General features: G+C 67.7%; 22 protein-coding genes and 2 pseudogenes. 14 read left to right on the forward strand and 10 right to left on the reverse strand.

Annotation, left to right across the window (positions count from 1 at the left end; genetic code table 11):
* Positions 1 to 50 precede the first annotated feature (50 nt).
* The 9 genes and pseudogenes from ACZ7M2_RS09745 to ACZ7M2_RS09785 form a co-directional block, all read left to right on the forward strand.
* Positions 51 to 368, forward strand: a pseudogene (locus tag ACZ7M2_RS09745) (aminoglycoside phosphotransferase family protein); the annotation flags it as partial.
* Between the two features lie 141 nt (positions 369 to 509).
* Positions 510 to 848 (forward strand): hypothetical protein, encoded by a 339-nt coding sequence (locus ACZ7M2_RS09750; RefSeq protein ID WP_471594809.1) that lies wholly within the window; start codon positions 510 to 512, stop codon positions 846 to 848.
* Positions 849 to 1,254: 406 nt separating this feature from the next.
* A complete protein-coding gene (locus tag ACZ7M2_RS09755) occupies positions 1,255 to 1,686 on the forward strand; it encodes a WXG100 family type VII secretion target (protein WP_471594810.1) in 432 nt (143 codons plus the stop codon).
* 62 nt (positions 1,687 to 1,748) lie between these two features.
* On the forward strand, positions 1,749 to 2,066 hold the full coding sequence (locus tag ACZ7M2_RS09760; protein WP_471594811.1) for a WXG100 family type VII secretion target: 318 nt from the start codon (positions 1,749 to 1,751) through the stop codon (positions 2,064 to 2,066).
* Positions 2,066 to 3,760, forward strand: a complete 1,695-nt coding sequence (locus ACZ7M2_RS09765; RefSeq protein WP_471594812.1) for an RNase A-like domain-containing protein — start codon at positions 2,066 to 2,068, stop codon at positions 3,758 to 3,760. The genes ACZ7M2_RS09760 and ACZ7M2_RS09765 overlap by 1 nt, the downstream gene beginning before the upstream one ends.
* A gap of 22 nt (positions 3,761 to 3,782) precedes the next feature.
* Complete coding sequence (locus ACZ7M2_RS09770) at positions 3,783 to 4,268, forward strand: hypothetical protein (RefSeq protein ID WP_471594813.1); 486 nt, start codon at positions 3,783 to 3,785, stop codon at positions 4,266 to 4,268.
* A gap of 41 nt (positions 4,269 to 4,309) precedes the next feature.
* Entirely contained in the window at positions 4,310 to 4,609 is a 300-nt protein-coding gene (locus ACZ7M2_RS09775; protein WP_471594814.1) for an RNase A-like domain-containing protein, read from the forward strand.
* A gap of 25 nt (positions 4,610 to 4,634) precedes the next feature.
* Positions 4,635 to 5,309, forward strand: a complete 675-nt coding sequence (locus ACZ7M2_RS09780; RefSeq protein ID WP_471594815.1) for a contact-dependent growth inhibition system immunity protein — start codon at positions 4,635 to 4,637, stop codon at positions 5,307 to 5,309.
* 318 nt (positions 5,310 to 5,627) lie between these two features.
* Positions 5,628 to 6,221: a DUF4291 domain-containing protein gene (locus ACZ7M2_RS09785; protein ID WP_471594816.1), complete on the forward strand. Its 594-nt coding sequence runs from the start codon at positions 5,628 to 5,630 to the stop codon at positions 6,219 to 6,221.
* Between the two features lie 562 nt (positions 6,222 to 6,783).
* On the opposite strand, the gene ACZ7M2_RS09790 is transcribed toward ACZ7M2_RS09785, so the two are convergent.
* The gene (locus ACZ7M2_RS09790; protein WP_471594817.1) at positions 6,784 to 7,374 is read right to left on the reverse strand and encodes a hypothetical protein; all 591 of its coding nucleotides are present in this window, start codon (positions 7,372 to 7,374) and stop codon (positions 6,784 to 6,786) included.
* Between the two features lie 311 nt (positions 7,375 to 7,685).
* On the opposite strand from ACZ7M2_RS09790, the gene ACZ7M2_RS09795 reads away from it, so the two are divergent.
* On the forward strand, positions 7,686 to 10,124 hold the full coding sequence (locus ACZ7M2_RS09795; RefSeq protein WP_471594818.1) for a SpoIIE family protein phosphatase: 2,439 nt from the start codon (positions 7,686 to 7,688) through the stop codon (positions 10,122 to 10,124).
* 21 nt (positions 10,125 to 10,145) lie between these two features.
* Here the strand turns inward: ACZ7M2_RS09795 and ACZ7M2_RS09800 are convergent, their stop codons facing one another.
* On the reverse strand, positions 10,146 to 10,532 hold the full coding sequence (locus tag ACZ7M2_RS09800; protein WP_471594819.1) for an Imm32 family immunity protein: 387 nt from the start codon (positions 10,530 to 10,532) through the stop codon (positions 10,146 to 10,148).
* Between the two features lie 176 nt (positions 10,533 to 10,708).
* Between ACZ7M2_RS09800 and ACZ7M2_RS09805 the strand changes: the two genes are divergently transcribed.
* The 3 genes from ACZ7M2_RS09805 (at position 10,709) to ACZ7M2_RS09815 (ending at position 12,655) form a co-directional block, all read left to right on the forward strand.
* Positions 10,709 to 11,464 (forward strand): hypothetical protein, encoded by a 756-nt coding sequence (locus tag ACZ7M2_RS09805; RefSeq protein ID WP_471594820.1) that lies wholly within the window; start codon positions 10,709 to 10,711, stop codon positions 11,462 to 11,464.
* 174 nt (positions 11,465 to 11,638) lie between these two features.
* A complete protein-coding gene (locus tag ACZ7M2_RS09810) occupies positions 11,639 to 11,923 on the forward strand; it encodes a hypothetical protein (RefSeq protein ID WP_352049798.1) in 285 nt (94 codons plus the stop codon).
* A 267-nt stretch (positions 11,924 to 12,190) separates the two neighbouring features.
* Positions 12,191 to 12,655: a GNAT family N-acetyltransferase gene (locus ACZ7M2_RS09815; RefSeq protein WP_471594821.1), complete on the forward strand. Its 465-nt coding sequence runs from the start codon at positions 12,191 to 12,193 to the stop codon at positions 12,653 to 12,655.
* A gap of 339 nt (positions 12,656 to 12,994) precedes the next feature.
* On the opposite strand, the gene ACZ7M2_RS09820 is transcribed toward ACZ7M2_RS09815, so the two are convergent.
* Positions 12,995 to 14,488 (reverse strand): vanadium-dependent haloperoxidase, encoded by a 1,494-nt coding sequence (locus tag ACZ7M2_RS09820; protein WP_471594822.1) that lies wholly within the window; start codon positions 14,486 to 14,488, stop codon positions 12,995 to 12,997.
* 276 nt (positions 14,489 to 14,764) lie between these two features.
* Complete coding sequence (locus ACZ7M2_RS09825) at positions 14,765 to 15,247, reverse strand: hypothetical protein (protein ID WP_471594823.1); 483 nt, start codon at positions 15,245 to 15,247, stop codon at positions 14,765 to 14,767.
* A 400-nt stretch (positions 15,248 to 15,647) separates the two neighbouring features.
* Between ACZ7M2_RS09825 and ACZ7M2_RS09830 the strand changes: the two genes are divergently transcribed.
* Complete coding sequence (locus ACZ7M2_RS09830; RefSeq protein WP_471594824.1) at positions 15,648 to 17,156, forward strand: FAD-binding oxidoreductase; 1,509 nt, start codon at positions 15,648 to 15,650, stop codon at positions 17,154 to 17,156.
* A gap of 71 nt (positions 17,157 to 17,227) precedes the next feature.
* Here ACZ7M2_RS09830 and ACZ7M2_RS09835 read toward each other — a convergent pair.
* The 6 genes and pseudogenes from ACZ7M2_RS09835 to ACZ7M2_RS09860 form a co-directional block, all read right to left on the reverse strand.
* A pseudogene (locus tag ACZ7M2_RS09835) lies at positions 17,228 to 17,329 on the reverse strand (phosphotyrosine protein phosphatase); the annotation flags it as partial.
* A 280-nt stretch (positions 17,330 to 17,609) separates the two neighbouring features.
* Positions 17,610 to 18,452, reverse strand: coding sequence for a YhjD/YihY/BrkB family envelope integrity protein (locus ACZ7M2_RS09840; RefSeq protein ID WP_471594825.1), 843 nt, complete (start codon positions 18,450 to 18,452; stop codon positions 17,610 to 17,612).
* A gap of 224 nt (positions 18,453 to 18,676) precedes the next feature.
* Complete coding sequence (locus ACZ7M2_RS09845) at positions 18,677 to 19,891, reverse strand: cytochrome P450 (RefSeq protein WP_471594826.1); 1,215 nt, start codon at positions 19,889 to 19,891, stop codon at positions 18,677 to 18,679.
* Positions 19,892 to 19,936: 45 nt separating this feature from the next.
* Positions 19,937 to 21,328, reverse strand: coding sequence for an NAD(P)/FAD-dependent oxidoreductase (locus tag ACZ7M2_RS09850; RefSeq protein ID WP_403696649.1), 1,392 nt, complete (start codon positions 21,326 to 21,328; stop codon positions 19,937 to 19,939).
* Positions 21,325 to 21,552, reverse strand: coding sequence for a ferredoxin (locus tag ACZ7M2_RS09855; protein ID WP_352049790.1), 228 nt, complete (start codon positions 21,550 to 21,552; stop codon positions 21,325 to 21,327). The genes ACZ7M2_RS09850 and ACZ7M2_RS09855 overlap by 4 nt, the downstream gene beginning before the upstream one ends.
* 263 nt (positions 21,553 to 21,815) lie before the next feature.
* Positions 21,816 to 22,346: a hypothetical protein gene (locus ACZ7M2_RS09860; RefSeq protein ID WP_471594827.1), complete on the reverse strand. Its 531-nt coding sequence runs from the start codon at positions 22,344 to 22,346 to the stop codon at positions 21,816 to 21,818.
* Positions 22,347 to 22,433: the final 87 nt, after the last annotated feature.

Consider the following 22,433-nt stretch of genomic DNA (forward strand, 5'->3'; position numbering starts at 1 on the left):
CATAGGTGTGCGCTGGTTGATCGCGCGCGACTAGCGGAGCTGGTACGGGCATGGCGGTTGGCGCTGCTCGATCGGAAGAGGGGTTCACGTCGGCGGGGGCTGCGCGGGTGATGGTTGCCGCCTGCCGGGCTGCGGGGCTCGATGACAGAGGCGCGGAGTTGATCCGTCTCGGGGAGAACGCGCTCTTCCGGCTCACCTCGGTGCCAGTGATCGTGCGTATAGCGTGGTCGGTCGAGTATCTGTCGGCGGCCCACAAAGAGGTGGCCGTGTCGCGGTGGCTGGCGGGCGAGGGGTTTCCGGCGGCTCGTGTCGTCGAGGATCTCGAACAGCCGCTGGTGGTCGACGGGCATCCGGTGACCTTCTGGCATCCGAGTCCGGCACCTCCCCGGTCCTGGCTGATCCGGCAATAGATCGCTGCTCGTCTCGTGCCCGTGGAGTTCGTCATGGGTCGCATCGGTACACCCTCGTAGGGACGGGCGTTTCGTGCCCGGTCGGTGTCGCCGAGGCAGATGGCTGAGCCCCTCTCCCAGCGGGCTACGGAGACCTTGCGGGCGCTGCTGACCGGCACGGATCCGGTGAGCAGCGCCCTTCGCGCTCAGATCCCGCACACGCAGGTGGCGAACACGTGCGGATACGACTGCGCGACCGTAGACCTGGCAGTGGATCGCGCCGCGGTGCCACCGGCACCGACTCACGGCAATCCGGCTGCGGATGCCTGGTACGTCGTGCCGGAGGCCACCGGGGTAATGGTGTTCACGGAGGACGGCTATCTCTCGCTCCTGGAGCTCTACTCGGCGTCCCGCGAGCCCATCACCGCATGGCCGGAGCCTCGCTTCGTCGAACGCTGAGCACACCCACTCCGACCAGGCGAGAGCAGTCACCAGCAGTATCTTGACCGCACCATGAACGGGTACTGCGGGATCGGCGGGACGGGGTCAAGCCAAGTACCACCTTCGAAACGAACGGGCGGCTTCCTGCCCGACGGGTATCGCTTCGGCGCCGGAAGTACCGGAGGAGTAACTGAACCGGCCTGAGCTTCCGGCCAACCGGCCGTGGCGTCGATCACCGATCGCATGACACCACGGCCGCGTGGGTGGCGACGTACCTGACCGGCGTCGCGTCTGCCGAGGCCTGAGCACGCCGCTGTCTGTCGTCTCGCTCTCTTCCCCCCCCGTACATCCGTTAATGGTGTCCCTTCCGTAAGATCCTCAAGTCTGTTGGGACACAAGATGCCGACCAGACGGGGGATGCGGCATGGGAGTAATCGGCGCAAGCGCGGACGAGGGAGGCGGCCCCGATCTGCGTGTGTCGTCGAAGGGCCTGACGAAGCTCGCCGGTGACCTCGGCGACATGCAGGACCATCTCGACAAGCAGGTCAAGCGCATGGACACGATCGTCGACCGCATCGAGGCCGGCTGGCGCGGCCCGGCGGCCACGGCGTACCGGGAGTTCCACCGGGCGGCCACCGAGGACTCCGTACGCATCCGTGAAGTGATGAAGCTGCTGGAGGAGGCCGTACGGCTGGGCCGGGACGGGTTCAGCGAACACGACCTGGAGGTGCTCGCACAGATGCAGCGCATCCAGGTGGACATCAACAGCGAAGTCGACAAGCTCTCCACTCCCAACCCGGAGACCGGGACGGGCGGTGCTTCGTCACCACCGCGCAGCAGCCTCGACTCCTTCTGACCTGAGCAGCCGCGCACCAAGTACTCGATTCGCACGCCCAGTTGCCGACACCAAGGGGGATCATGTCGACCGCGCCCGCCGCCGACGACGGTCACATCACCATCTCCTTCTCCACCCTCCACGAACTCGCCACCGAACTGGAGGACATCCTCAAGCAGCTCAACGACAAGCTGGAGAGCCTGTACGAGCGTGTCCAGTCCGTCGTCCTGTCGTGGAAGGGTGAGGCCCGCGAGGTCTTCGTCCAGAAACTCAACGACTGGGACCGCTCCGCACAGGACCTACAGGCAGCCCAGAAGTGGCTCCACGCCTACGTCGCCACCGGCCACGCCAACTACGCGGCAGCACACCGAGCAGTGCTGCGCGGTTGGGGAGCCGTTTGATGGCCACTCCGCCGGCTCCAAAGAGCGGAACGATCGACGTGACCCCGTCCGTCCTGTACGGGGTCTCGACAGGTGTGGCCGGGCAGCAGGACCCCCTGGACCGGGGCATCAAGTCGTTCCTCGACGAACTGGCCCGGTACCCCGACGGCGGCGGCAGAGGGGCGGCCATGAAGGACTTCACGACCGGCTACCTGCAAGTCGCCGACAGGTTCCTCGAGGTATGGGCCAAGTCCGTGGTGAGCGTCGGCGGCGCCGCGGTCGGCTTCACGACCACTGCCAACAACTACGCGGCGGCCGACGCCGCCACACACCCCTCTCCGGCAGGGCACACGACGCACCGGCCCATCCCCCACGTCATCACCACACCCCCGAAATACGGTCCCGTCACCGACTTCAAGTGGGGGGACATCGACGCCGGCCAGGACTGGATGCAGGAGGCCCTGGAAGGCCTGGAGGCCGCGGTCCTGGCCGTCATGCGGCCTTTGCTGGAGCACGAGTGCCGCTGGGGCAAAGCGGCGACGATCCTGCCGTTGCCCAACCACCTGCGCCTGAACTCGATCTCCCAGACATGGCGGATGCCACAGACCACGCTCGGCATGGTGGACGGAACGCTCACGGGCCTCGTCGGCACCATCACGGACCAGACCAATCAGGACTGGTACAACGCGATGCGCACGTTCTGCAGCACGTTGTGGGGAACCTCCGCCTGGGGCAAAACCCGCGAGGGACACGACTGGTCCAATGACGACGCCAAGAGAAGGGGGACCAGCCACCCCGTCTTCGCCGTCCTGTTCGACACGTGCGACGCCATGGTCGACGCGGTCTATGCCGTCGCCAAGGCGGCCGAAGACGTCAGACACGACGTGCACCGGATCTACCGCCAAGCCGTCATCGACAGTCTCAAACAACTCGATCCCAGAGATGTGGACGTCACGGACGCCAAGAGCCTGGTGAAAGGACTGTGGGAAGCGGGCAAGGGCCTGGTCACGGACCTCTCGGTCGGCATCGTGCTGGACATCGACGAGGGCGCCCTGAACGACGCCGTGTCGGCCTACAACAACCGTGTCCACCGCCAGGCCCATGCAATCAAGTCGCTGCTGCCGGCTCTGGACGAGGCTTACACGAGCGCACCGACCTTCAATGCCGAGTCGGCCAGGGCCGAGGCGTTCGGTGCGCGGGCCCTGACCGATTTCAAGGGAAACCCGCTGTACACGGTGCCGGGGGACAACGAAGCCAACCACGTGTATCCGATCGACCTGGCGAACCAGGAGGGAGTCCACGGGAGCCACATCATCGACAAACACGTGGGCAAGACCGACGAGCAGCTCGCGCAGCGACTCAGGGATCAGCCCACGATCGACGCCGCTTCCAGCTTCACCGATCTGACCTCCGCACAGAAATACACACAAGACGCGCTGGAATATGTGGGACCGCCCGCTAATTCAGGTCAGCAGAACGCAGGCGTTGACAATCAGGAAAAGATCGAGAAGTGGCTTTCCAGGCCGCGTAGGGACAGTTCAATTCTGACTCTGGATCCGGTTGGGTTCAATTCTGCGACCGGGCGTACCGTTGAGGTAGGGAGCCCTCAGGCAAGTGCGGCGCAGGACACACACACCGTGAAGGTCGTACTTAAATACAAGAATGGCCTTCACCCGCCCTATGTGGTCTATACGTCCATGCCGACGCTGCCGTGAGCACACCGTGGGAGGATCTGTGATGGAGAGGAAGACGGGCCTGCCCGCCTGCGTACAGGGGCGTTTCGACGAAGGTCAGTCTTTCGCCGCGCTCGTGGCACGCGAAGGCGCGGACTGGCATGACACCGTCATGAACACGATCCAGGAGCATCCCGTACTCCGGCAGGTCGACCGCACGGAATTGCGAGACGGGATCCTGCAGGTCGCACCCACCAAAGCCCTGGATCTGGCCGGGCTGATTTCGGTCGGATCTCTTTTGTACGGCCCTCTGGAATCCCTTCGCACACCGGATGTGGAACGCGACGTCTGTCTGCGCGACGTCCTGAACGCCGTGGGGAATGACGCGCGCTTCTTCACCAATCATGGGCACGCGGAAGACGGTGAAGAGGCCGACTTCCTGGCCTCGTCCTTTCACGCCAATGCCCTTGCCGGCACCACCATCGACATCTGTCTCATCGGGGTGTCGGATGAGAACGTCCTGGTGCTCTGGCGCTTCGAGGACGACTAGCCAATCGCTGCCCCCACAGCTCCCAGGAGAGGACACCGAAGGTGCGCACCCGTTCCGCCACCTACCCCGACCGCGAGACCGCCCAGTGGGCCACCCAGCAGGTCGTCACCGTCAACGAGCAGGCCATCCATCGCTGGCTGGCCCAGTCCACGCGCTCGCGCCTGACCATCGAGGCGTCCCGGCCGTCCCGGCCCGAGCCGGCCGGACGCGTCCTTCTGCAGGCGATGATGCTGGCCGGGCGGAAGCCCGTCGATGTCCGGGCGGCCCGCGTGGTCCTCAAGCGGGACACCTCCCGCCCCCACGGCTTCACCGTCCACACCACCTTCCCCATCTACCTGTAGAGACGACCCGTAGAGGCTGACCACCGTGCCCCTGAGCCCCCTCGAACACGACCGCCGCTACGGCGAACTCGACCAGGTGATCCGCGCCTACGCCGGGCAGCCGGCCGACGACACCCCGGACGCGGCCAGTCAAGCCCTGACTGCCTATCTCCGGCAGACCTGGCACACGCGACCGTGGGCTCTCGCCATCGCCGAGCGACAGCTGCGGGACTACGCCGAGAATCCGCCGGGGCGCTTGCGGCTTCGCCTCGGGGAGTTCTACGCGATCCCCGACGTAGGCCTGCCCGAAGACGAGATCCGGCAGTGGCTGCACTGCCTCGCCGATCACCTGAAGCACAGCATCGAGGAGGGCGAGGCCCCGCCCCCGGACACCCCCGCCACCCACTGGGAATGGCGCGCCCGCTTCCCCGAGCTGGGCCAGTTCCTCGGCGGCTGGTTCTCGCAGGACATGCCGGACGAGTTCAACGACCACGACGCGGCCGTCGACGACTACCGGACCTTCACCGACCCCCATCTCGTCGCCCGGCTCGTCGGCGAGCTGCACGAACTCCTCACGCTCGACCTCGACGAGTCCGACCACGCCCTCGCCGTTGCCGAGCTGGGCATGGAGGTCGACCCTCCGGCACCGTATTCACCCAGCGGCTGGCTCGCGCTCGTCGTCGACCGGCTCACCGCCCCGCAGGCCAGGTACGGGTCCTGAGCAGGAACCGATGAGCCGACGTGACATGGTGTCGGCCGTCTGCTCGCCCACCGCACGAGGTGAGCGACGGGTCACACGGCACAACAGGGGTCAAGCTGAGTACCGCGTCCGAAGGCGACTGGGGGCGTCCTGCCCGACGGGTGTAGCTCCGGCGCTGGACACCACGGACAAGTAGCCAGTGCCGTGAGACCAGGCGCATGAAGAGGCCGGCCGTGGCACCGGCAACTCGCACGATGCTGCGACGGGCGCCCTCCGTCGCAGCGCACGGCAGCCGAAAATCAGTGGCCGTCCGTGCCCGCCGACCCCACGCTGTACGCCATGGAAGCACCGCAACGCGGCATCCGTGCCGCCTACACGGAGTCCACGATCACCGTCTACCAGGCGTACTCGCCGGAGATCGGTCTGCCCGCCGTACGCGAGGGCCGTTTCCCCGCCACGTGGAAGCGGGACAGGATGACGTGGATCAAGCCGTCATTCCTGTGGATGATGTACCGCTGCGGCTGGGGCGCGAAAGCGGGGCAGGAGACCGTCCTCGCTGTCGAGATCAGCCGTGACGGCTTCGACTGGGCACTGCGCCACGCGTGTCTGTCGAGCTACGCCCGTGGGGTGCATCCCGACCGCGCCACCTGGCAACGTCAGTTGAAACACGCGCCCACCCGTGTGCAGTGGGACCCTGAACGGGACCTGCACCTCCAACGCCTGCCGTACCGGTCCTTGCAACTGGGTCTCTCCGGTGAGGCCGCACGACGCTACGCGGACGAGTGGACGATCGCCATCCGGGACGTGACCCCGCTCGCTCACGAGATCCACGCCCTCGTCAACGATGGTGACTTGGCCTCCGCGACCCGGCTGCTGCCACAGGAACGTCCTTATCCCGCGGAACACGAATCTCTTACCCACCACCTGGGGTGACGGGCCGGCCCACCGGACGGTAAACCGCGGCCGGCGGGCCACATGACAGCACAGGCACGGCGGGACGGGGGTTTCGTACCCGGTCGGCGTGGCCAAGGCGAATGCCTGAGTCTCTCTTCCAGGACGCGACGAGGACGTTGAAGGCGCTGCTGACCGGCTCCGATCCGGTGAGCAGCGCGCTGCACGCTCAGATCCCGCAACGCAGGTGGCGGGCACGGCGGCTACGGCTGCGTGACGGTCGACCTTGCGGTGGACCTTACGAAGGTTCCGCCGGCCCCGATGCACGGCACTCCTGCTGTGGACGCCTGGTACGTCGTCCCGGAAGATGCCATCAAGGGAGGCAAGCACCAGTAGTACCTTTCGGGTGCCGAAGACCTGCAGTCGCCAGAGTCGGTCGGCGGCATTGTCCGGCTCGTGTTTCCGGCCTGTGCCCACCGCGCCGACGCCGCGGAAAACCCTCCCCGGCCTCCCTCGCCAGGCTTCTCTGACGCCCGGCAGAGGTTCCCTTTCCTCATCAGCGCGGCCTGAGCTGCGGCTCTGCGCCTACTGGGCATGGAGCCGCTTACAAGGGGAGATCTTTCCCCTGAAGCACATCTCGGAGACGTGACTCCAGGGCTTCTCCGGCCGATTCCCACTTCCTAACGGCGTCCCACATTTCCGCGTGCGGGATGTCCGACGCCCTCGTGTCCGCCCACGAGCTTTCATATTCGCCAGGATCTGCACGACCGGACTCTATCTCCGACTGACGGTATTCTCTCCAGCTGTCGCGGCGCTGCTCCTGATATTGGTCAATCCAGGTCAGACCTTCCAAGAATTGCCGCGCGAGCTCGCACTCGTACTGCCCGAGCAATGCGCGATTTTGAATGAGGAATGAATTCAGCTTAGGAATCTCAGCCCTCATGTCCTGACTGCCCGCGTTCCAGCGGGAATTCAGCTCCAGCTGCTTGAGGGTGTCGATCAGCGCCCGGAGAGCGGCTGCGCGTTCTTGGCGAAATGGTGCTGCCAAATTTCGACGTTGCTCTATATCCAGTGCTTGCCGTGTCGCATGGTCATTGCCGGCCTGTCGCTTTTCACTGCGGGCCCACTGGAAGAATGCCAGAGCCGCCACCGAGACAGTCGCGGCAACCGGCAGAACGATCGACAACGTCTCCATGGCGGAGGTTTACCCGTACCGCGCATGGGCGAAGCGAGCTCGGACGGCTGGATGTCGCCTCCGCGCCGTCCAACTCGCCCTTCAGCAGCAGGCTTTGGGCGAGCACCAGACGGCAGAGCTCCAAGAGGTGAGCGTACTTCGGGACGCATCAGCCCTGGCAACCGCAGCCACCAGCAGTACCTCGACAAGGAGGTACCGGAGAAGCAGCCGGAGGTATCGGAGACGTGGCCGGGCCGGCCTGAGTCGACGGGAAGGTCGCGAACGGAGAGCGCGGGGAGGAACATCGGAGTCACGTAGGCAAGGTGGTGGCTATGGGGATGCCGTCGATGCATTTCAGCGAGAGTCCTGAGGATCCGTTCGCCCTCGGGCGCGGCGCCTCGGCCGTGCTCGACGATCGAGGCGCCGTGGTCGGCTGGAGCACACGTGCGCAGGAGCTGCTGGGCTATCCGGCCAAGGAAGTGATCGGACGGGCGTGGCAGGACCTCCTGGTGGACGCCCGTGACCTGCCTGTCGTGCGGTCCGTCGTCGTGGACGCCATGAGGACGGGGGGCTGGTTCGGGGTCCTGCCCGTCCGGCACCGCGACGGACGGCGTATGGAAATGGGTTTCCGGGCCCGCGCGATCACTCGGGACGGGGACGGTCGGGAGTGGATCCTGGTCGGAGCCCCCGCCTCGGAGGTCATTGCCTGGCAGCGGGACCGTGCGCTGCTGGACGGCCTGTACCGCCGGTCCCCGATCGGTCTGGTCACTTACGGCCCGGACAGCAGGGTGATCCGGGTCAACCGTGCGGTCGAAAAGGCGAGCGGCGTCCCGGCCGAGGCGCCGGTGGGCCGTCGCCCTCGCGAATTCATGGTCGACGAGGACGCGGGTCCGACCGAAGAGCGGGTACGGCACGTCCTGGAGACCGGCGAGCCGTTGATCTTCACGGAGCAGTCGGCCCGGGCACGCCATGATCCGCGCCGGGACCGGATCGTGTCCGTCTCGGCGTTCCGGATGGAAGACCCCGCGGGCCGGGTCCTCGGCGTGGCCGAGACGATCGAGGACGTGACCGACCGTCATCGGGCCCAACGCAGACTCGCCCTCCTGAACGAGGCAAGCGCCCGGATCGGAACCTCACTGGACGTGGCACAGACGGCCCGGGAACTGGCCGAGGTGGCCGCACACGGCCTCGCCGACTACTGCTCGGTGGACCTTGTGAAGCCGGTGACACTTGGTGACGAACCACCCTCCAGTGTGAGAGGTCCGCTGCTCCGAGTAGCCCTCTCGCCCCCGGAACGCCGGGTCCCGTACCAGGAGGGCGAGGTGGTCCCGGTCCTTCCGGATTCCCCGCAGGCGCGGTGCCTGGCCGAGCGCCGCCCGATACTCGACCGGCTGCTGTCCCTGCGTCCCGAGTGGTACGCCATGGACCGGCGGCGGATCGAGATAGCCATGGGTCTCGGTGTTCATTCGCTGATCGTGGTGCCTTTGGTGGCGCGCGGCCTGGTACTGGGCGTAGTGAGCCTGTGGCGAGTGCGCCACTCGGAGCCTTTCGAGGACGACGATGCCGCGGTGGCCCATGAGTTTTCCTCGCGTGCGGCCGTCTGCATCGACAACGCGCGCCGCTTCACCCAGCAGCAGAGCGCCGCCCTGACCCTGCAGCGCAGCCTGCTGCCGCGTGCGGTGTCCGACCTGCCGGCGGTCGAGGTGGCCTGCCGCTACCTCCCGGCGAGCGGTGAACCGGGCATCGGCGGTGACTGGTTCGACGTGATCCCGTTGTCAGGGGCCCGGGTCGCACTCGTCGTGGGAGACGTGGTCGGCCACGGGCTCCATGCCGCGGCCTCCATGGGCCGCCTGCGCGCCGCCGTGCGCACGCTGGCCAGCCTCGACCTGGAACCGGACGAGGTGGTGGCACGGCTGGACGATCTGGTCAGCCTGCTGGCCGCCGAGCTGGAGGCGAACGCCGACGGCAGCGGGGGGTCCACAGTGGACCAGATGCTTGGGGCCACCTGCGTGTACGCGGTCTACGATCCGGTCTCCCGGCACTGCTCCCTGGCACGCGCCGGTCACCCGGCACCGATGCTGTCCACCCCGGACGGCGAGGTGACCGTGCTCGACCTGCCCGCGGGTCCACCGCTGGGTCTGGGCGGGCTGCCCTTCGAAACGTACGACCTCGACCTCCCCGAGGGCAGCCTGCTCACGCTCTACACCAACGGTCTTCTGGAGGCGCGCAACGGCGACATCGACGCCGCGCTGGAGCACCTGCACACATGCGTCACCCACGTTGCCGATCCTCTGGAAAGCACCTGCCACGCCGTGGTCGAAGCGCTGCTGCCGAAGGAGCACCTCCCCACCGACGACGTCGCACTGCTCATCGCCCGTACCCAGGTGCTACCGCCACAGGATGTCGCCACCTGGCAGCTGCCCCTGGAAGCGACCGCCGCTGCCCGTGCCAGGGAGCTGGCCACGGCGCAACTGACCGAATGGGGCCTGATGGAACTGGCCTTCACCACCGAGCTGGTCGCCAGCGAGCTCGTCACCAACGCCTACCGGTACGCGACCGGCCCCGTCACCCTGCGCCTCGTCCGTACGCACTGCCTGATCTGTGAGGTGTCGGACGCCAGCCACACGTCCCCTCACCTCCGACGGGCCCTCAGCACGGACGAGGGCGGACGCGGGCTCTTCCTGGTCGCGCAGCTCACGGAGCGGTGGGGCACCCGCTACAGCCACGACGGCAAGACCGTCTGGACGGAGCAGCCTCTGCCGCACGCGTGACCCGCGTGACCAACTGCCCGCTCAGCGGGTCGGCATGCCTCCGTGCGGGCTGTCGACCACCAGGGGCAGTGACCCTTCGGCCAGGTAGAAGTGCCCGGGGAAGTAGTCGATGTGGAGGTGACCGCCGTCCTCGTCCGTGGCCAAGGCCCGCAGATTCTCCGCGAGCACCGCCCTGCCGGCGGAGTCACCGCTGATCACAAGGATCTGCCGCTCGGCGTCCCGGCGGATGAGAACGCCGGGGCCGGAACTCTTCAGGACCTCGACCCCGGCCAGGGCGTCGCCGCCGGGCGAAGAGGTGGAGCTGAGCAACCCCTCGCCCCGGGCCACCGCGCTTGCCAACCAGGTCAGTTCGTCCGCTGACGCGGAGAGAGCCACTTCGGTGTACCTGGGGTCGGAGACCACTCTCATGGGCGTCATTCCTCCAAAGCCGGGCTCCCGAAGGGGTTGGTGAGCACAGCTTGGCACGGGCCATCGAGCCGCGCTCACACCCGCTTGGACGCCCAGCCCGGCAGCCGACGAAGAGCGGTGTCCAGCGGTCACCTGGTTCTCCACGGACTGTCATAGGCGGGTGAGAGCCTGGACCGGTGCTGATCGAGGGATTCGAGAACGCCCCCGTTGTCGCGGGGGAGGAACTGCTGGCACTGCCGGGGTTCTGGGCGGCCTACCTGATGTGGCTGAGCCAGACAGAGGAGTACGACCCCGTCCCGGGGTGGTTCGGTGTCGACGGGGCCGATGCTGACGCGGCCTTCGACGCACTGCGCGACGAGGACCGGTGGCCTGTCTTCCGGATCCCGTTCGCGGACGGCCACACCGCGCTGGTCCTCGGTTGCAACATTCCCGAGGATCCGGGGACGGAGTACTTCATCACCCACCCCGAGTGGGGACGGCACGGCCACCTGGCCACCGTCGCCGGTCACCACGCCGGCCCGGGACTCTCCTGGCGAGAGCTCCACCACATCGCCCGCACGCCCGACCTCGACGCCCCGGGAGTCCACGCCGAACACGCGCGCCTGCTCCTCCTGCTGCCGACGCTCGGCGACCAGGACATGCCCGAGGACGCCGCGGACGTACTCGGCGACGCGCTGGCGCGAGTCGGCCTCCCCACAACGCAGGCACCGTCCCTCGCCGAAGCGCTCCTCGCGGACCACCCCTTGTGGGAGCCGGCCGAGTGGACGCTTCCCGCCGCCTCCCCGCTCTCTGGCAGCCAGGAGCCCTTCCACGGAATCCTGCACTGCGACGAGTCCCTGAGCCCGCGGTGCGGTACTCACCTGGCCCGGGGCATCACCCGAGAGCAGAGCGACCGACTGGCCCACGCACTCGGCACCTGGCCCGCCACATGAACGGCCCACCGGCCGCGGCGGTCCGAGTTCGACGCGAGGTCGGGACCACCGCCGTTCGGATCACCCAAGGCGGCCCTTCAGGTGATTGCCGGACCCCTCATGAGCCGGGCGGCCGTCACCGGGGTACGACGTCTCAGCAGAGGACGAACCCAGCACGCCGTGAGGAGCTTGGCGATGTACGCAGCGATCCGGCGGTACGAAGGAGTGACCGATTCGGCCGAGGCCGCACGTCTCGTGAACGAGGGGTTCGTGGCGCTCATGCGTCAGGTCCCCGGCTTCGTGGCCTACTACTGGATCGATACCGGGGACGGATCAATGGTCTCGACGAGCGTCTTCCAGGACCGGGCCGGTGCCGACGAATCGATCGCGAGGGCCGCGGACTTCGTGCGGGACAACCTCGCGTCACTGCTCCCCAACGCTCCCCAGGTCATGGCCGGCGAGGTGGTGGCTTCCGCATGACAGCGTTCCGACCAGCCACATGAGCCGGCCCAGCCGCGAATCCATGGCCATGGGGGAAGGGCAGCTCGCTGCCTGGTGATGCCCGGCCGGGCAGTGGCCGGGCTGGTGGCCGATGGGCTGCTGCACCGCACGGCGCCCGATGCACCCGGCCAACAGTGTGGGGTCGCTCGCGGCACGACCTGGATCCGGCGACGCGCCCGGCGACGGAGGCGTACGACCCGCGCGAGGTGACGCTGATCAGTCCCGGGCGATGGATAGGCTCACGGCATGGACGTCCGTGTGGAGATCGCCCGGGAAGCGAGTCAGGAACTCGTGGATGCCTTCGCCCGGCTGCTACCGCAATTGTCTTCGACGGCGGACCCGCTCGGTTACGAAGCGATCGACCGGATCGTGACGTGTGATGCCACCACGGTGCTCGTCGCCCGGACATCCGATGAGATCGTCGGCACCCTGACGCTGGTGCTCCTGCCCTTGCCGTCCGGCTTGCGAGCCCGTGTCGAAGACGTGGTCGTGGACAGCGTTGCGCGGGGCCGGGGAGTCGCGGGCCTCCTCACCCAGGAGGCCTTGCGGATTGCCCGGGAGGCGGGCGCCCGGACGGTTGATCTCACCTCCCGGCCGGATCGCGCGGCAGCGAACCGGCTTTACGAGCGTCTGGGCTTCCAGGCCCGGCGGTCGACGGTCTACCGCTTCCCGATCGAGCGGGACGACTCCGGACCGGACGGGCGTAGCTGAGGACACCGGCTCCAAGCATCGAGCTGCGAAAGTTCTGCTCCGGAGCCAGGGAGTACCTCACGAGCAAAGAGGAATTGCCCTATTGACCTGCGGAACTTGCAGGCACCCGCTTGCGCGTGGTGAATGACACAGGAGCTCTCCAACATGGGACGGGCAGGGGGTGCAGGGGACGCCTCCCGCGCGGGAGGTTGCCGCCGACTGGTCGGTACGCGTACCGCGTCCAGCGCAGCGGCAACCTCATCTTCGGTCGCACCCGCCGGCGCATCCACGATGCGCCCCAGCGCCTCACTCACCCCAGTGAGCGTGTCCGCCGGCAGCCGGCGCGGGGTTGTCGTTTCACTAGTGCTGCGGATGGCCCTGTCGTGTCGGCTGCAGCGCGTTGGCGTACACGTAGTCGCCGACGTTGGTGCCGATCATGTTCCCGTCCTCGGCGTCCCAGCGGTAGTGCACGCCCAGCCAGAGTCGGCTGAACTCGCCCTCCTGGGCGACCTGGCTGAAGCTGTCCATCCGGCGGTACGCCTTGATGGTGTGCGGGTCCTCGGAGTGTGCGATGAACGAGGCCTTGTCACGGCCGAAGAAGTGCTTCATCGCGCTTGCCCACGCAGCGGTGAAGTTGGCGTGCCCGGAGGTCCAGGCGGGGAAGCACGGGGTGAACGGTGCCCCCGCGCGGTCCGCGCTGAGCGGCTCCCAGGTGGCGTTCGCGCCGCCCGTCGCCTGGATCGCGCTCACCGGGCGCCACAGTTTGATCGGGGTGTCGAACTTGGAGTCCCAGGCCGCGATCCCGGCATCCGCCAACGACAGCGCCGACAGCGCGAACAAGTGGGTGGTCTCGTACGTGTCGAGCTTGAACTTCTTGGCGACGATCCCGGTCAGTTCGAGCAGTTGCCCCGGGGGGTGGTAGGTGCCGTTCAGGTCATGGTCCCAGAACCAAGCGATGACGGTCTGGTTGTAGGTGCGCTCGGTGGAGTCGACGGCACCGACCCGTCGCACCTCGTCGCGCTGGGCCGCGTACTGCGGGCTGGCCACCAGATCGGCGTAGGAAGTGAAGCCGCGCAGGGTAGGAGGCCGGAACTGCGAGCCGGAGCGGAGCACGAACGGCCTCACCTTGCCCCAGTTCGGGGTCACCGCGTCGCTCGGCTGCTTGCAGGCCCCTTCGTCAGCCGTCGCCTCTTCACCCGTCGGCCGCCAGGCTCCAGGTGTGGTGGTGTCGCCGTGGTAGCGCGCCGGGTTGTCCGAACCGTCGCCCGCCCGGTCTCTGTTGATCCGCCGCACCACGCGGTCGACCACCAGGCGGTCCAGGGGGTCGTAGGAGTGGGGGGAGCGACCGGTCCGGGCCTTGTACTTGGCGTCGATGTAGGCCTGATCGCCCGGATAGAGCTGCGAGATCATCCGGTACGCCGTGCGGTCGATCAGCCGCTCCTCCTCGCCCGGACGCGGCCGCGAGTGTTTGTCGGCATACTTCAGTGGCCGGCTGAGGTACGGCTCGTACTTCAGGGTTCCGTACGTGTACTGATAGGCGCTCTCCGCGTTGTAGATCGCCGCGAAGACCATCGCACCGGATCTGGAGAGTTTGCCGGGCGAGGCGTCCCAGCCCCGCGCATTACGGAACGTCTGGAGCAGGACCTTGTTCCAGTACTGCGTCGGATCGTCCTTGTGCCCTGTCGCGGCGGCGGCCTGTGGCGCACCGGCCCCCAGGGGACTCAGCCCGGCGAGCAGGGCACCGGCCACGACGGCGGCCCGTAGCCGTCCCAGACGTCTGCCGGCACGGGACTTCAGGCGTGGGAGCCCGGACTTCGCGGCCGACCGACGGCCATGATGGGGCTTGAGAGGCACAGCATTCCTTTCGACGTCGCTGATCGACAGCGGCAGCGTAATGTCGAATATGCCGAAATGAAGATCAACCACGCCGATACGCCGTGCGTCTTATTCGACTTCAGGATTCACGCGGAAATGCTCATCCAGTCATGATTGACAGCCAAACCGAGCTGCGATCACCCAGACATGGAGATGTCACTCGTGTGAGCGATTTCCTCGCACCACCTGTACGGCGGCTGCCGCCACCGTACAGGTACACCACCAGGCTACGTATAACGATCAACAGCTGGAATATCAGTCGGGATGGGTATCGCTGGATCCCCTGCTGAATCCGCCGACAAGGCAGTATTTTGTCACCTTGTATCCGACAATGTATTTCTCCCGCTCCGCTACGTATTTCTGCACGTAGGGCGCGTTGCTATGGAAGGTGTATGCCGCCTTGTCGCGGTAGAGTTCGTATTGGACTCGATTGATTCCGCCGCCGACGGGCTGATTCTCCGTGTATACCAAGGTGTTGGGTTCGTTGGCGTGAATTTTGGGGACCGTCCGCGCCACGAGCTTGTCGTACGCGCGCGCCGCCACGGCGTCCTTGAGATAGAGATCGACCACCAGCGCGAACCCCGAGGAGTCCGCGCACTCGTCCGCGGAGTGGGCACTCTTGGACGTGACCCATGTTGAATGGTCGGACCTCTCGGCGGCGTACGCCGACGACTGTGTGAGTAGTGGTCCCGCGAGGACACCGGCGATGGTGACGGCGGCGAGAACCCTCGTAAGCATATTTTCTCCTCCTTGTGGCGCGATAATGGTGTTTATCTTTCAAGGCGTCGAGAGTGTGGAATGACGGCTGTACGAGAGCACCGATTCCCGAGGGGAGACATCGCGGTAACGCGATGACACAAGGGGTCACCCGCGCAGCCGCATGACCGCCCCGACCGGAGCGGGGTCTCGTCCGTCAGACCTCCGCGCGCCACAAAGCGCCGCCCCGGTTTGCCGCTGCGCCGACGGTTCGTCTGGGCGAAGCCGGCGTGCGAGGCGGGGAGCTGCGGCATCAGGCGTCCTGGTGGTGGTTGCGAGCGCGTCGAGACGGATCACCGCGATCGACGTTGCTACCGTCCATTTCGCCTAAAGCATTCCCAAAAAACCGATTCGCGCTTTTTGGTGTTCGAGGACACGGACCATGAATGACTTTTCCCGTCGCGGACTGCTCAAGGCGACAGCGGTCGCCGGTGCCGGTGCGGTCGTCGTGTCGGGCGCCGCGGGCACCGCGGCAGCCGCTGCCGGCGCCGTGACCGGGGCGTCCGAAGGCGATCTGTATGGGGCGGAGTGCAAGCCGGCGAAGCTGACCGGCCGGATCGTCCGCCCCGAGGACCCGGGATACACGGACGCGCGCCTCGGCTGGGACCAACTCTTCTCCCACTATCCGCTGATCATCGTCTTCGCCCAGAACACCCAGGACGTGGTCAACGCGCTGACGTGGGCGCGGCAGAACGACGTGGCGGTGCGGGTGCGGAGCGGCCGCCACGCCCTCGAGGGCTGGTCGAACGTGGACAACGGCCTCGTGATCGACATCAGCGAGCTGAAGTCGGTCCACATCGACGCCAAGTCGCGTATCGCGACGGTCGGCGCCGGGCTCAACCAGGAGGAAGCGGTGACCACGCTCGCGAAGCAGAACTTCGCGGTGACCACCGGATCGGAGGGCAGCGTAGGCCTTTCCGGTGCGACGCTCGGCGGCGGATTCGGCTTCCTCACCCGCTGGCTCGGCATGGCCTGCGACAGCCTGGTGGAGGCCGAGATCGTCGTCCCGTCGGGTAAGGAGTGCGCCAAGACGATCAAGGCGGACCTGCACAACAACTCGGACCTGCTCTGGGCGCTCCGCGGCGCGGGGAACGGCAACTACGGCATCGTCACGTCACTGACCTACAAAGTGGCTCCGCTGAAGAGCGTCGCCTATCTCCAGGCGACGTGGCCAGACATCGACAACCTCCGCGCCATCTTCGAGGCATATCAGCGTACGGCGCCGACCACCGACGCCCGCCTCGGAACCCAGCTCGAGATCCACAGAAACCAGATCTTCCTGTTCGGGGTTCTCCCCGAAGGAACGCCGGACGAGACGAAGAAGCTGCTGGCCCCGATCCTGTCGATCGACAGCCCGACCGTCACCACGCAGGTCGGCAACTGGGGCGACGTGTACGCGGGATTCCAGGTTCCGATCGAGCAGGAACCGGCGAACTGGAAGTTCCACTCGCAGTTCACCAGAAAGCCGTTCCCGGGCGACGCGATCGACATCGTCGAGTCGTTCGTCAAAACCGCCCCGACGGATGACAGCAACTACTTCGTCCAGGCTTTCGGCGGGAACGTCAGGAAGAGCCCGCGCGGCGGCACCGCGTTCCCGCACCGCGACGCGCTCTTCTACGCCGAACCCGGCGTCGGCTGGGGTAAGCGCAGCGACCAGCCGGGCGTCTGCGACCCGCTCACCTCGCAGTGCCAGGCCTGGATCGCCGAGTTCAGCCAGGCCCTGCGGACCTACGTGGACGGCGCCTACGTCAACGTGCCGAACATCGCGCAGCAGGACTGGGAAACCGCCTACTGGAGGAACAAATTCGACCGGCTCCGCAAGATCAAGGCGAAGTACGACCCCGACAACGTCTTCCAGTACGAGCAGAGCGTCCCGCCCGCGGTCTGCTGACCGAGCACGGCCCGAGCCCCCTCGCGACCGGCGAGGGGGCTCAGCCATGCCTACCCGTTGCTCAGGGGCCGTCAGCCGACCAGGTCGGTCACCAGGCTGCGGATCCGCTGATCGATCTCATCTCGGATGGGGCGGACCGCATCAACCCCCTGCCCGGCGGGGTCGTCGAGTTGCAGCGCGCGCCGGAGACCGGCCCCAGCAAAGCGATCAGCGCGCCCAGGCCGAAGACGGTGGCGAGCGAGTTGGCGAGCAGGTGCACGCCGACGTCCCGCGACAGCTCGGTCGCCTGAATACCAGCCGCGCCGCGTGTCCCCACGGTGGGAGCCTCCGCGACGGATGACGGCCCATGTCGATCGGGCACCGTCTTCTCCTCGCACCAGAAGTCCTTGGTCCGAGCCCTGTCCGCCCGCCGGGCCCCGCAAAGGGAAGTGTCGGCCGCAAGGTCCCGCCCACTCAGTGGTGCGGGTCTTTGTTCTGATGGTGGGAAACCTGTTCGCGTGCCGTCCGCCACCGTGACCGGGTCTGCTCGACCACGCTGTCCCACTGTCGGTGGACCTCGTGGTCGGAAGGGCGGTGGCCCTGGCGGATCCGGCTGAGCTCGTCTCGTACTTCTCGTCCCAGTGCCGCCGACGCGACCAGGACGAGCATGGCAGCGAAGAGGGCGGAGAGCATCGCGAAGACGGCGCCGACCACCCCGTAGCGTGCGGCGGAGGAGTTGAAGAGGCGCGGCATGTAGAGGGTCGCGCCCACCGAATAGGCCACCGTCAGAACGGCGGCGGTGATGCCGAAGGGGAGCAGGTCCGGCCGGCTGATCCGCTTCGCCGACAGGATCCGGCCGCTCCAGACGAGGAACGCGGCGGTCACCGGTACCTGGCACACGGAGGCGGCCAGACCCAGCGCGCCCCCGCCGAGGAGCGCGGAGAGTGTCGCGGTGAGCACCCCGTAGCCGCCGAGAGTGAGGATCCACCACAGGCCGTTGCGTGTGTTGCGCACGCTGAGAGGCTTGAGTTCCCATGCCTGTTCGAAGAGCCGCTGCATGGCGCGCGCGAAACTCAGCACCGAGATCGTCAGGAACACGACCCCGAAGATGCCCACGCTCGCGCTGGTGCCTTCGGCGGGAGAGAAGAGGGAGTTGACTGCCGTGGCGCCCGCTCCGGTGAGGTGGTAGCGCTTGATGATCCGCTCGGCGGCGTCGTAGTGCACGAGGTTGCCGAGGACGGCGCCGAGGAGGATGGAGAGCGGGATCAATGCCGTCAGGGCGCTGGACGCCAGGGCCATCGAGCGGTCGAAACCCACGATCTTCTGAAACCGGTTGATGACCCGCAAGGCGAAGGCGGGACGCAGCCAGAAGGTCAGCGTGCTGACGAGGCGCTCTCGATTGATCCCCGCCGTGCTGCCCTCCGTGAAGATCGGGACCTGTGGGACGACGCGAGCCTAACGGACGGTCGCAGGACCGATGAGGGGCGACACGAGCGGCCACCTGCCGGGCTCGGGCGCGGTGTCGGTGCTCGAACGCGGTGTCAGTTCTGGTCGACGAGCAGGTGGATGGGGCCTCGCAGGACGGGGCTGGGGCGGTACGGAGGTGGGTCGGTCACCAGGGTGGGGTCGGCCAGGCGGCGTACCAGTGCGGTCAGGGCGATCTGGGTTTCCAGTCGGGCCATCGGGCCGCCGAAGCACAGGTGGATGCCGCTGCCGAAACCCAGGTGCTGGTTGTCCTGGCGATCGGGGTCGAAGCGGTCGGGATCGTGGAAGCGGTCGGGGTCGCGGCTGCCCGAGGCGAGCATGAGCATGACCTTCGAGCCCTTGGGGATGACGGTGTCGCCGACGGAGATGTCGCTGTACGCCGCCCGCCACGGAATGATGTGCACGGGGGGCTCGTAGCGCAGCAGTTCCTCGACCAGCGGTACGACCAGGTCCGGTTCGGCGCGCAGCCGTTGCAGCACGTCAGGGCGGCGCAGCAGCGTCAGCATGCCGTTGGTGATGAGGTTGACGGTGGTCTCGTGGCCCGCGATGAGCAGCAGGTTGGCGGTGCTGACGATCTCGGCGTCGGTCATCCGCCCGTCGGGCCCGTCGTCGTTGGCCAGCCGTGTCAGAAGGTCGTCGCCGGGGTGGCCGTGGCGTTGTTCCAGCAGTCCGCCGAGGTAGTGGCGCAGGTCTTTGGTGGCCTGTATGCCGTTGTCCAGTTTCTCCTGCGGGTCGGTCTTGGGGTTGTAGTCGATCGAGTCGATGATGGCGTTCACCCACACGTGGAATCGCGGTTCGTCCTCGCGCGGCACACCGAGCAGGTGGCAGATCACGGTGACAGGGAACGGGTAGGCGAAGTCGTCGACGATGTCGATCCGCTCCTTGCCCGCGAAGTCGTCGATCAGACCGGCGACAATGGCCGTCAGGTCCGGTTCCATGCCGGTCACGAGGCCCGGGGTGTGCGGGGGCCCGAAGTGACGCATCGCCAGGCGCCGCAGACGGTCGTGCTCGGGCGGGTCGAGGTTGATGAACGCCGGCGTGCCACGTTCCTGCATCGCGGGCATCGGATGCGCCAGGTTGCGGACGTCGGAGCTCAGGTGCGGGTCGTGCAGGATGCCGCTGAGTTCGCGGTAGGTGCTGATGACGTAACTGCCGTCCTCCTGCAGGGCCACCGGCGTCCTGCGCAGCTCGGCGTAGAGCGGGTACGGGTCCGCCCGGTTCGCGTAGTCGAGGATCCGGGGCAGGATGTCGGGCGTCTCGGTCGTGGTCATGTCGCTTTCCCTCCTGGTCCTCCCAGCGGTGCTGTCGCTTCCCTCCTAGCGGTGCTGCCGCATGGCGGTGACGCGCCGCTCGCCCGGGTCATGGCCGGTGACGACCACGGTGGCGCCCTGACCGAGCAGAGTGGGGCCCGGGAAGTCGACGGGCACCGGCTTCGCGTCGACGGGCTGGTCGGGCGTGGGGCAGGGGGGCGGGAAGGGCGCGGCCGTCTCGATCAGCCGCCGGTAGTGGTCCAGCCACTTCGCGTTGTTGAAGCTGACGGCCGCCGTGACGCGGCCCTGGTACCCGTAGGTGGCGACGAAGCGGTGGTCGGGCACGGATCCCTGGGTGACGACGACCTCGTCGGCGTAGGTCGGCACACCGACGGACTTGATGTTGACGCCGAACTGGATGGACCAGAACGTCGGGATGGTCAGGTGCGGCCAGCGGTCCGCCTGGGCGCTGACCATGTTGTGCGCGGCGATCTCCGCCTGCTCCACGGCGTTGGCCCAGTGTTCGAGCGAGATGAACCGGTACTCGTAGACGGGGTTCGGGCTGCGTGCCACGTCTCCGGCGACGAAGATGTCGTCGGTGACCAGGCCGTTGAGGTCGAAGGCGCGGCAGCCCGCGTCACAGGCGACTCCCCATATGCCCACCGCCAGTCCCGAGTCCCGCAGCCACTCGGTGTTGCGGATGCCCCCGAGCGCCACCACCGCCACGTCGGCGTCGACCGTGCTGCCGTCGTCGAAGTGGGCGCGGCGCAACCGCCCCTGCGCGTCGCCCTCCAGCTGGGTGACTCGGACACCGCAGCGCAGGTCGACGCCGTGCGCGCGCTGCATCTCCGCGGCGACCTCGCCGATCATCGCGCCGAGTCCCCCGACCAGCGGGGCCGGCGCGAGCTCGGCGACGGTCACCGGGATGTCGCGCTCGCGGCAGACGGAGGCGATCTCGGAGCCGGTGAAGCCCGCGCCGATGATCAGTACGCGGGAGGGCCCGGCGGCGACCGCCCGCTGCAGGCCTGCGGCGTCCTCGCGCGTGCGGACCACGAAGACACCGTCCAGGGCCGCCTCGGCCTCGACGGGCCAGGGCCGGGCCCGTACGCCGGTGGAGATCAGCATGCGGTCGAAGGGGACCGTGCGGCCGTCGGCGAGCCGCACGTGGTTGTTCGCCAGGTCCAGTCCGTCGGCGGGGACGCCCAGGAGCCACTCCGCGTCGATGTCACGACGCCGTGGCAGGGTGGTGCCGTCGGCCGGCACCCATCCGGTCAGTACCTGCTTGGACAGCGGGGGGCGGTCGTAGGGCTCCCCCAACTCGTCACCGATCATGGTCAGCTTCCCGGTGAACCCCTCGTCGCGCAGGGCCTCCGCGGCGCGCAGTCCCGCCAGTGACGCCCCGACGATCACGACGCGGCCGTCGCGCTTGAACCCCTGCAGGGTGTCGGCGGTGCTCATGACGGCGACGTCCCCACCGGCGCGTCCCGGCCCTCCAGCCGGTCGACCAGAATGGCCTGGACGGGGCAGGCCGCCGCGGCGCGCAACACCTGTTGGCGCTGGGCGTCGTCGGGGTTCGAGGCGTACATCAGCGCTTCCTCGCCGTGCATCCGGAACGCGTCCGGTGCCAGGAACGCGCACTGCGCGTACCCCTGGCACCGGGAAAGATCAACGACAACTCTCATCCCGACCTCCCTTGCGGGGACCGCGAAGCCGCGGGTCCTGAGGCAGCACTCCTACGGCGCCCGAAGCGCGAGGCACGCCTTCGTCGAAGACGCGAGGCACGCCTTCGTCGAAGAAAGGAGTCGGCAGGTCTCCGCAGGAAGAGTCGATCATCGCGAATGAGGTCTCGGCGTCTGCAAAACCGCCCGGAGAACCTGACCTTGCGGTCAAAAGCCTATCCCCGGCGCACGTCGTCCGCACGCCCGCCGCACGAGGTGGGCGGGCCTCAGAACACCCCGGTCATCCCCGCCACTCCGCCGATGAACGCGCTGAGCAGCATCAAGGCGCCCAGCGCACCGAGCAGCACCAGCAGCCCGCGCGGTACTCGACGCGCACCGCCCTTGCCGCAGACGACCAGGATCCCCAGCAGCAGCACCATCAGGCCGAGCAGGGAGATCGCCAGCCACCCGAACGTGGACGCGGTGCCCGTCTGCTCGTATCCGCCGGAGGCCACCCGCTGCAACGCGACCGTGTCGCCGACGGGCAGGTTCTTGCCGATCGAGGCGTTCGGGTCGACGACGGTGCCGTCGGAGGAGCGGAAGATGCCACTGCAGTGCGGATACCGGTGGCCCCCGACGTGTTCCCAGGCGCATGCTTCGATCCTGAGATGCCCCGGGGTGCCGGCCAGGCCCGTGGCGTAGGCGAAATGCGTTCCGGCGAACCAGGTCAGTCCGATGCCCGCGGCCACGAGAACGACGACCATGACCGCCGGACGGCCTGCCCGGACTCTTTCCCTGCGCCGGCCCCAGCCGTTCATCCGCTCTCCCCCGGAGTGTCAGCCCGGAACAACGCCCCGGTCGTCCCGGCCGTCCCAAGCTACGCTCTCGAGCGCGAGGTGCCGCCG

The sequence above is a fragment of the Streptomyces sp. NPDC111507 genome (genome assembly GCF_055638955.1).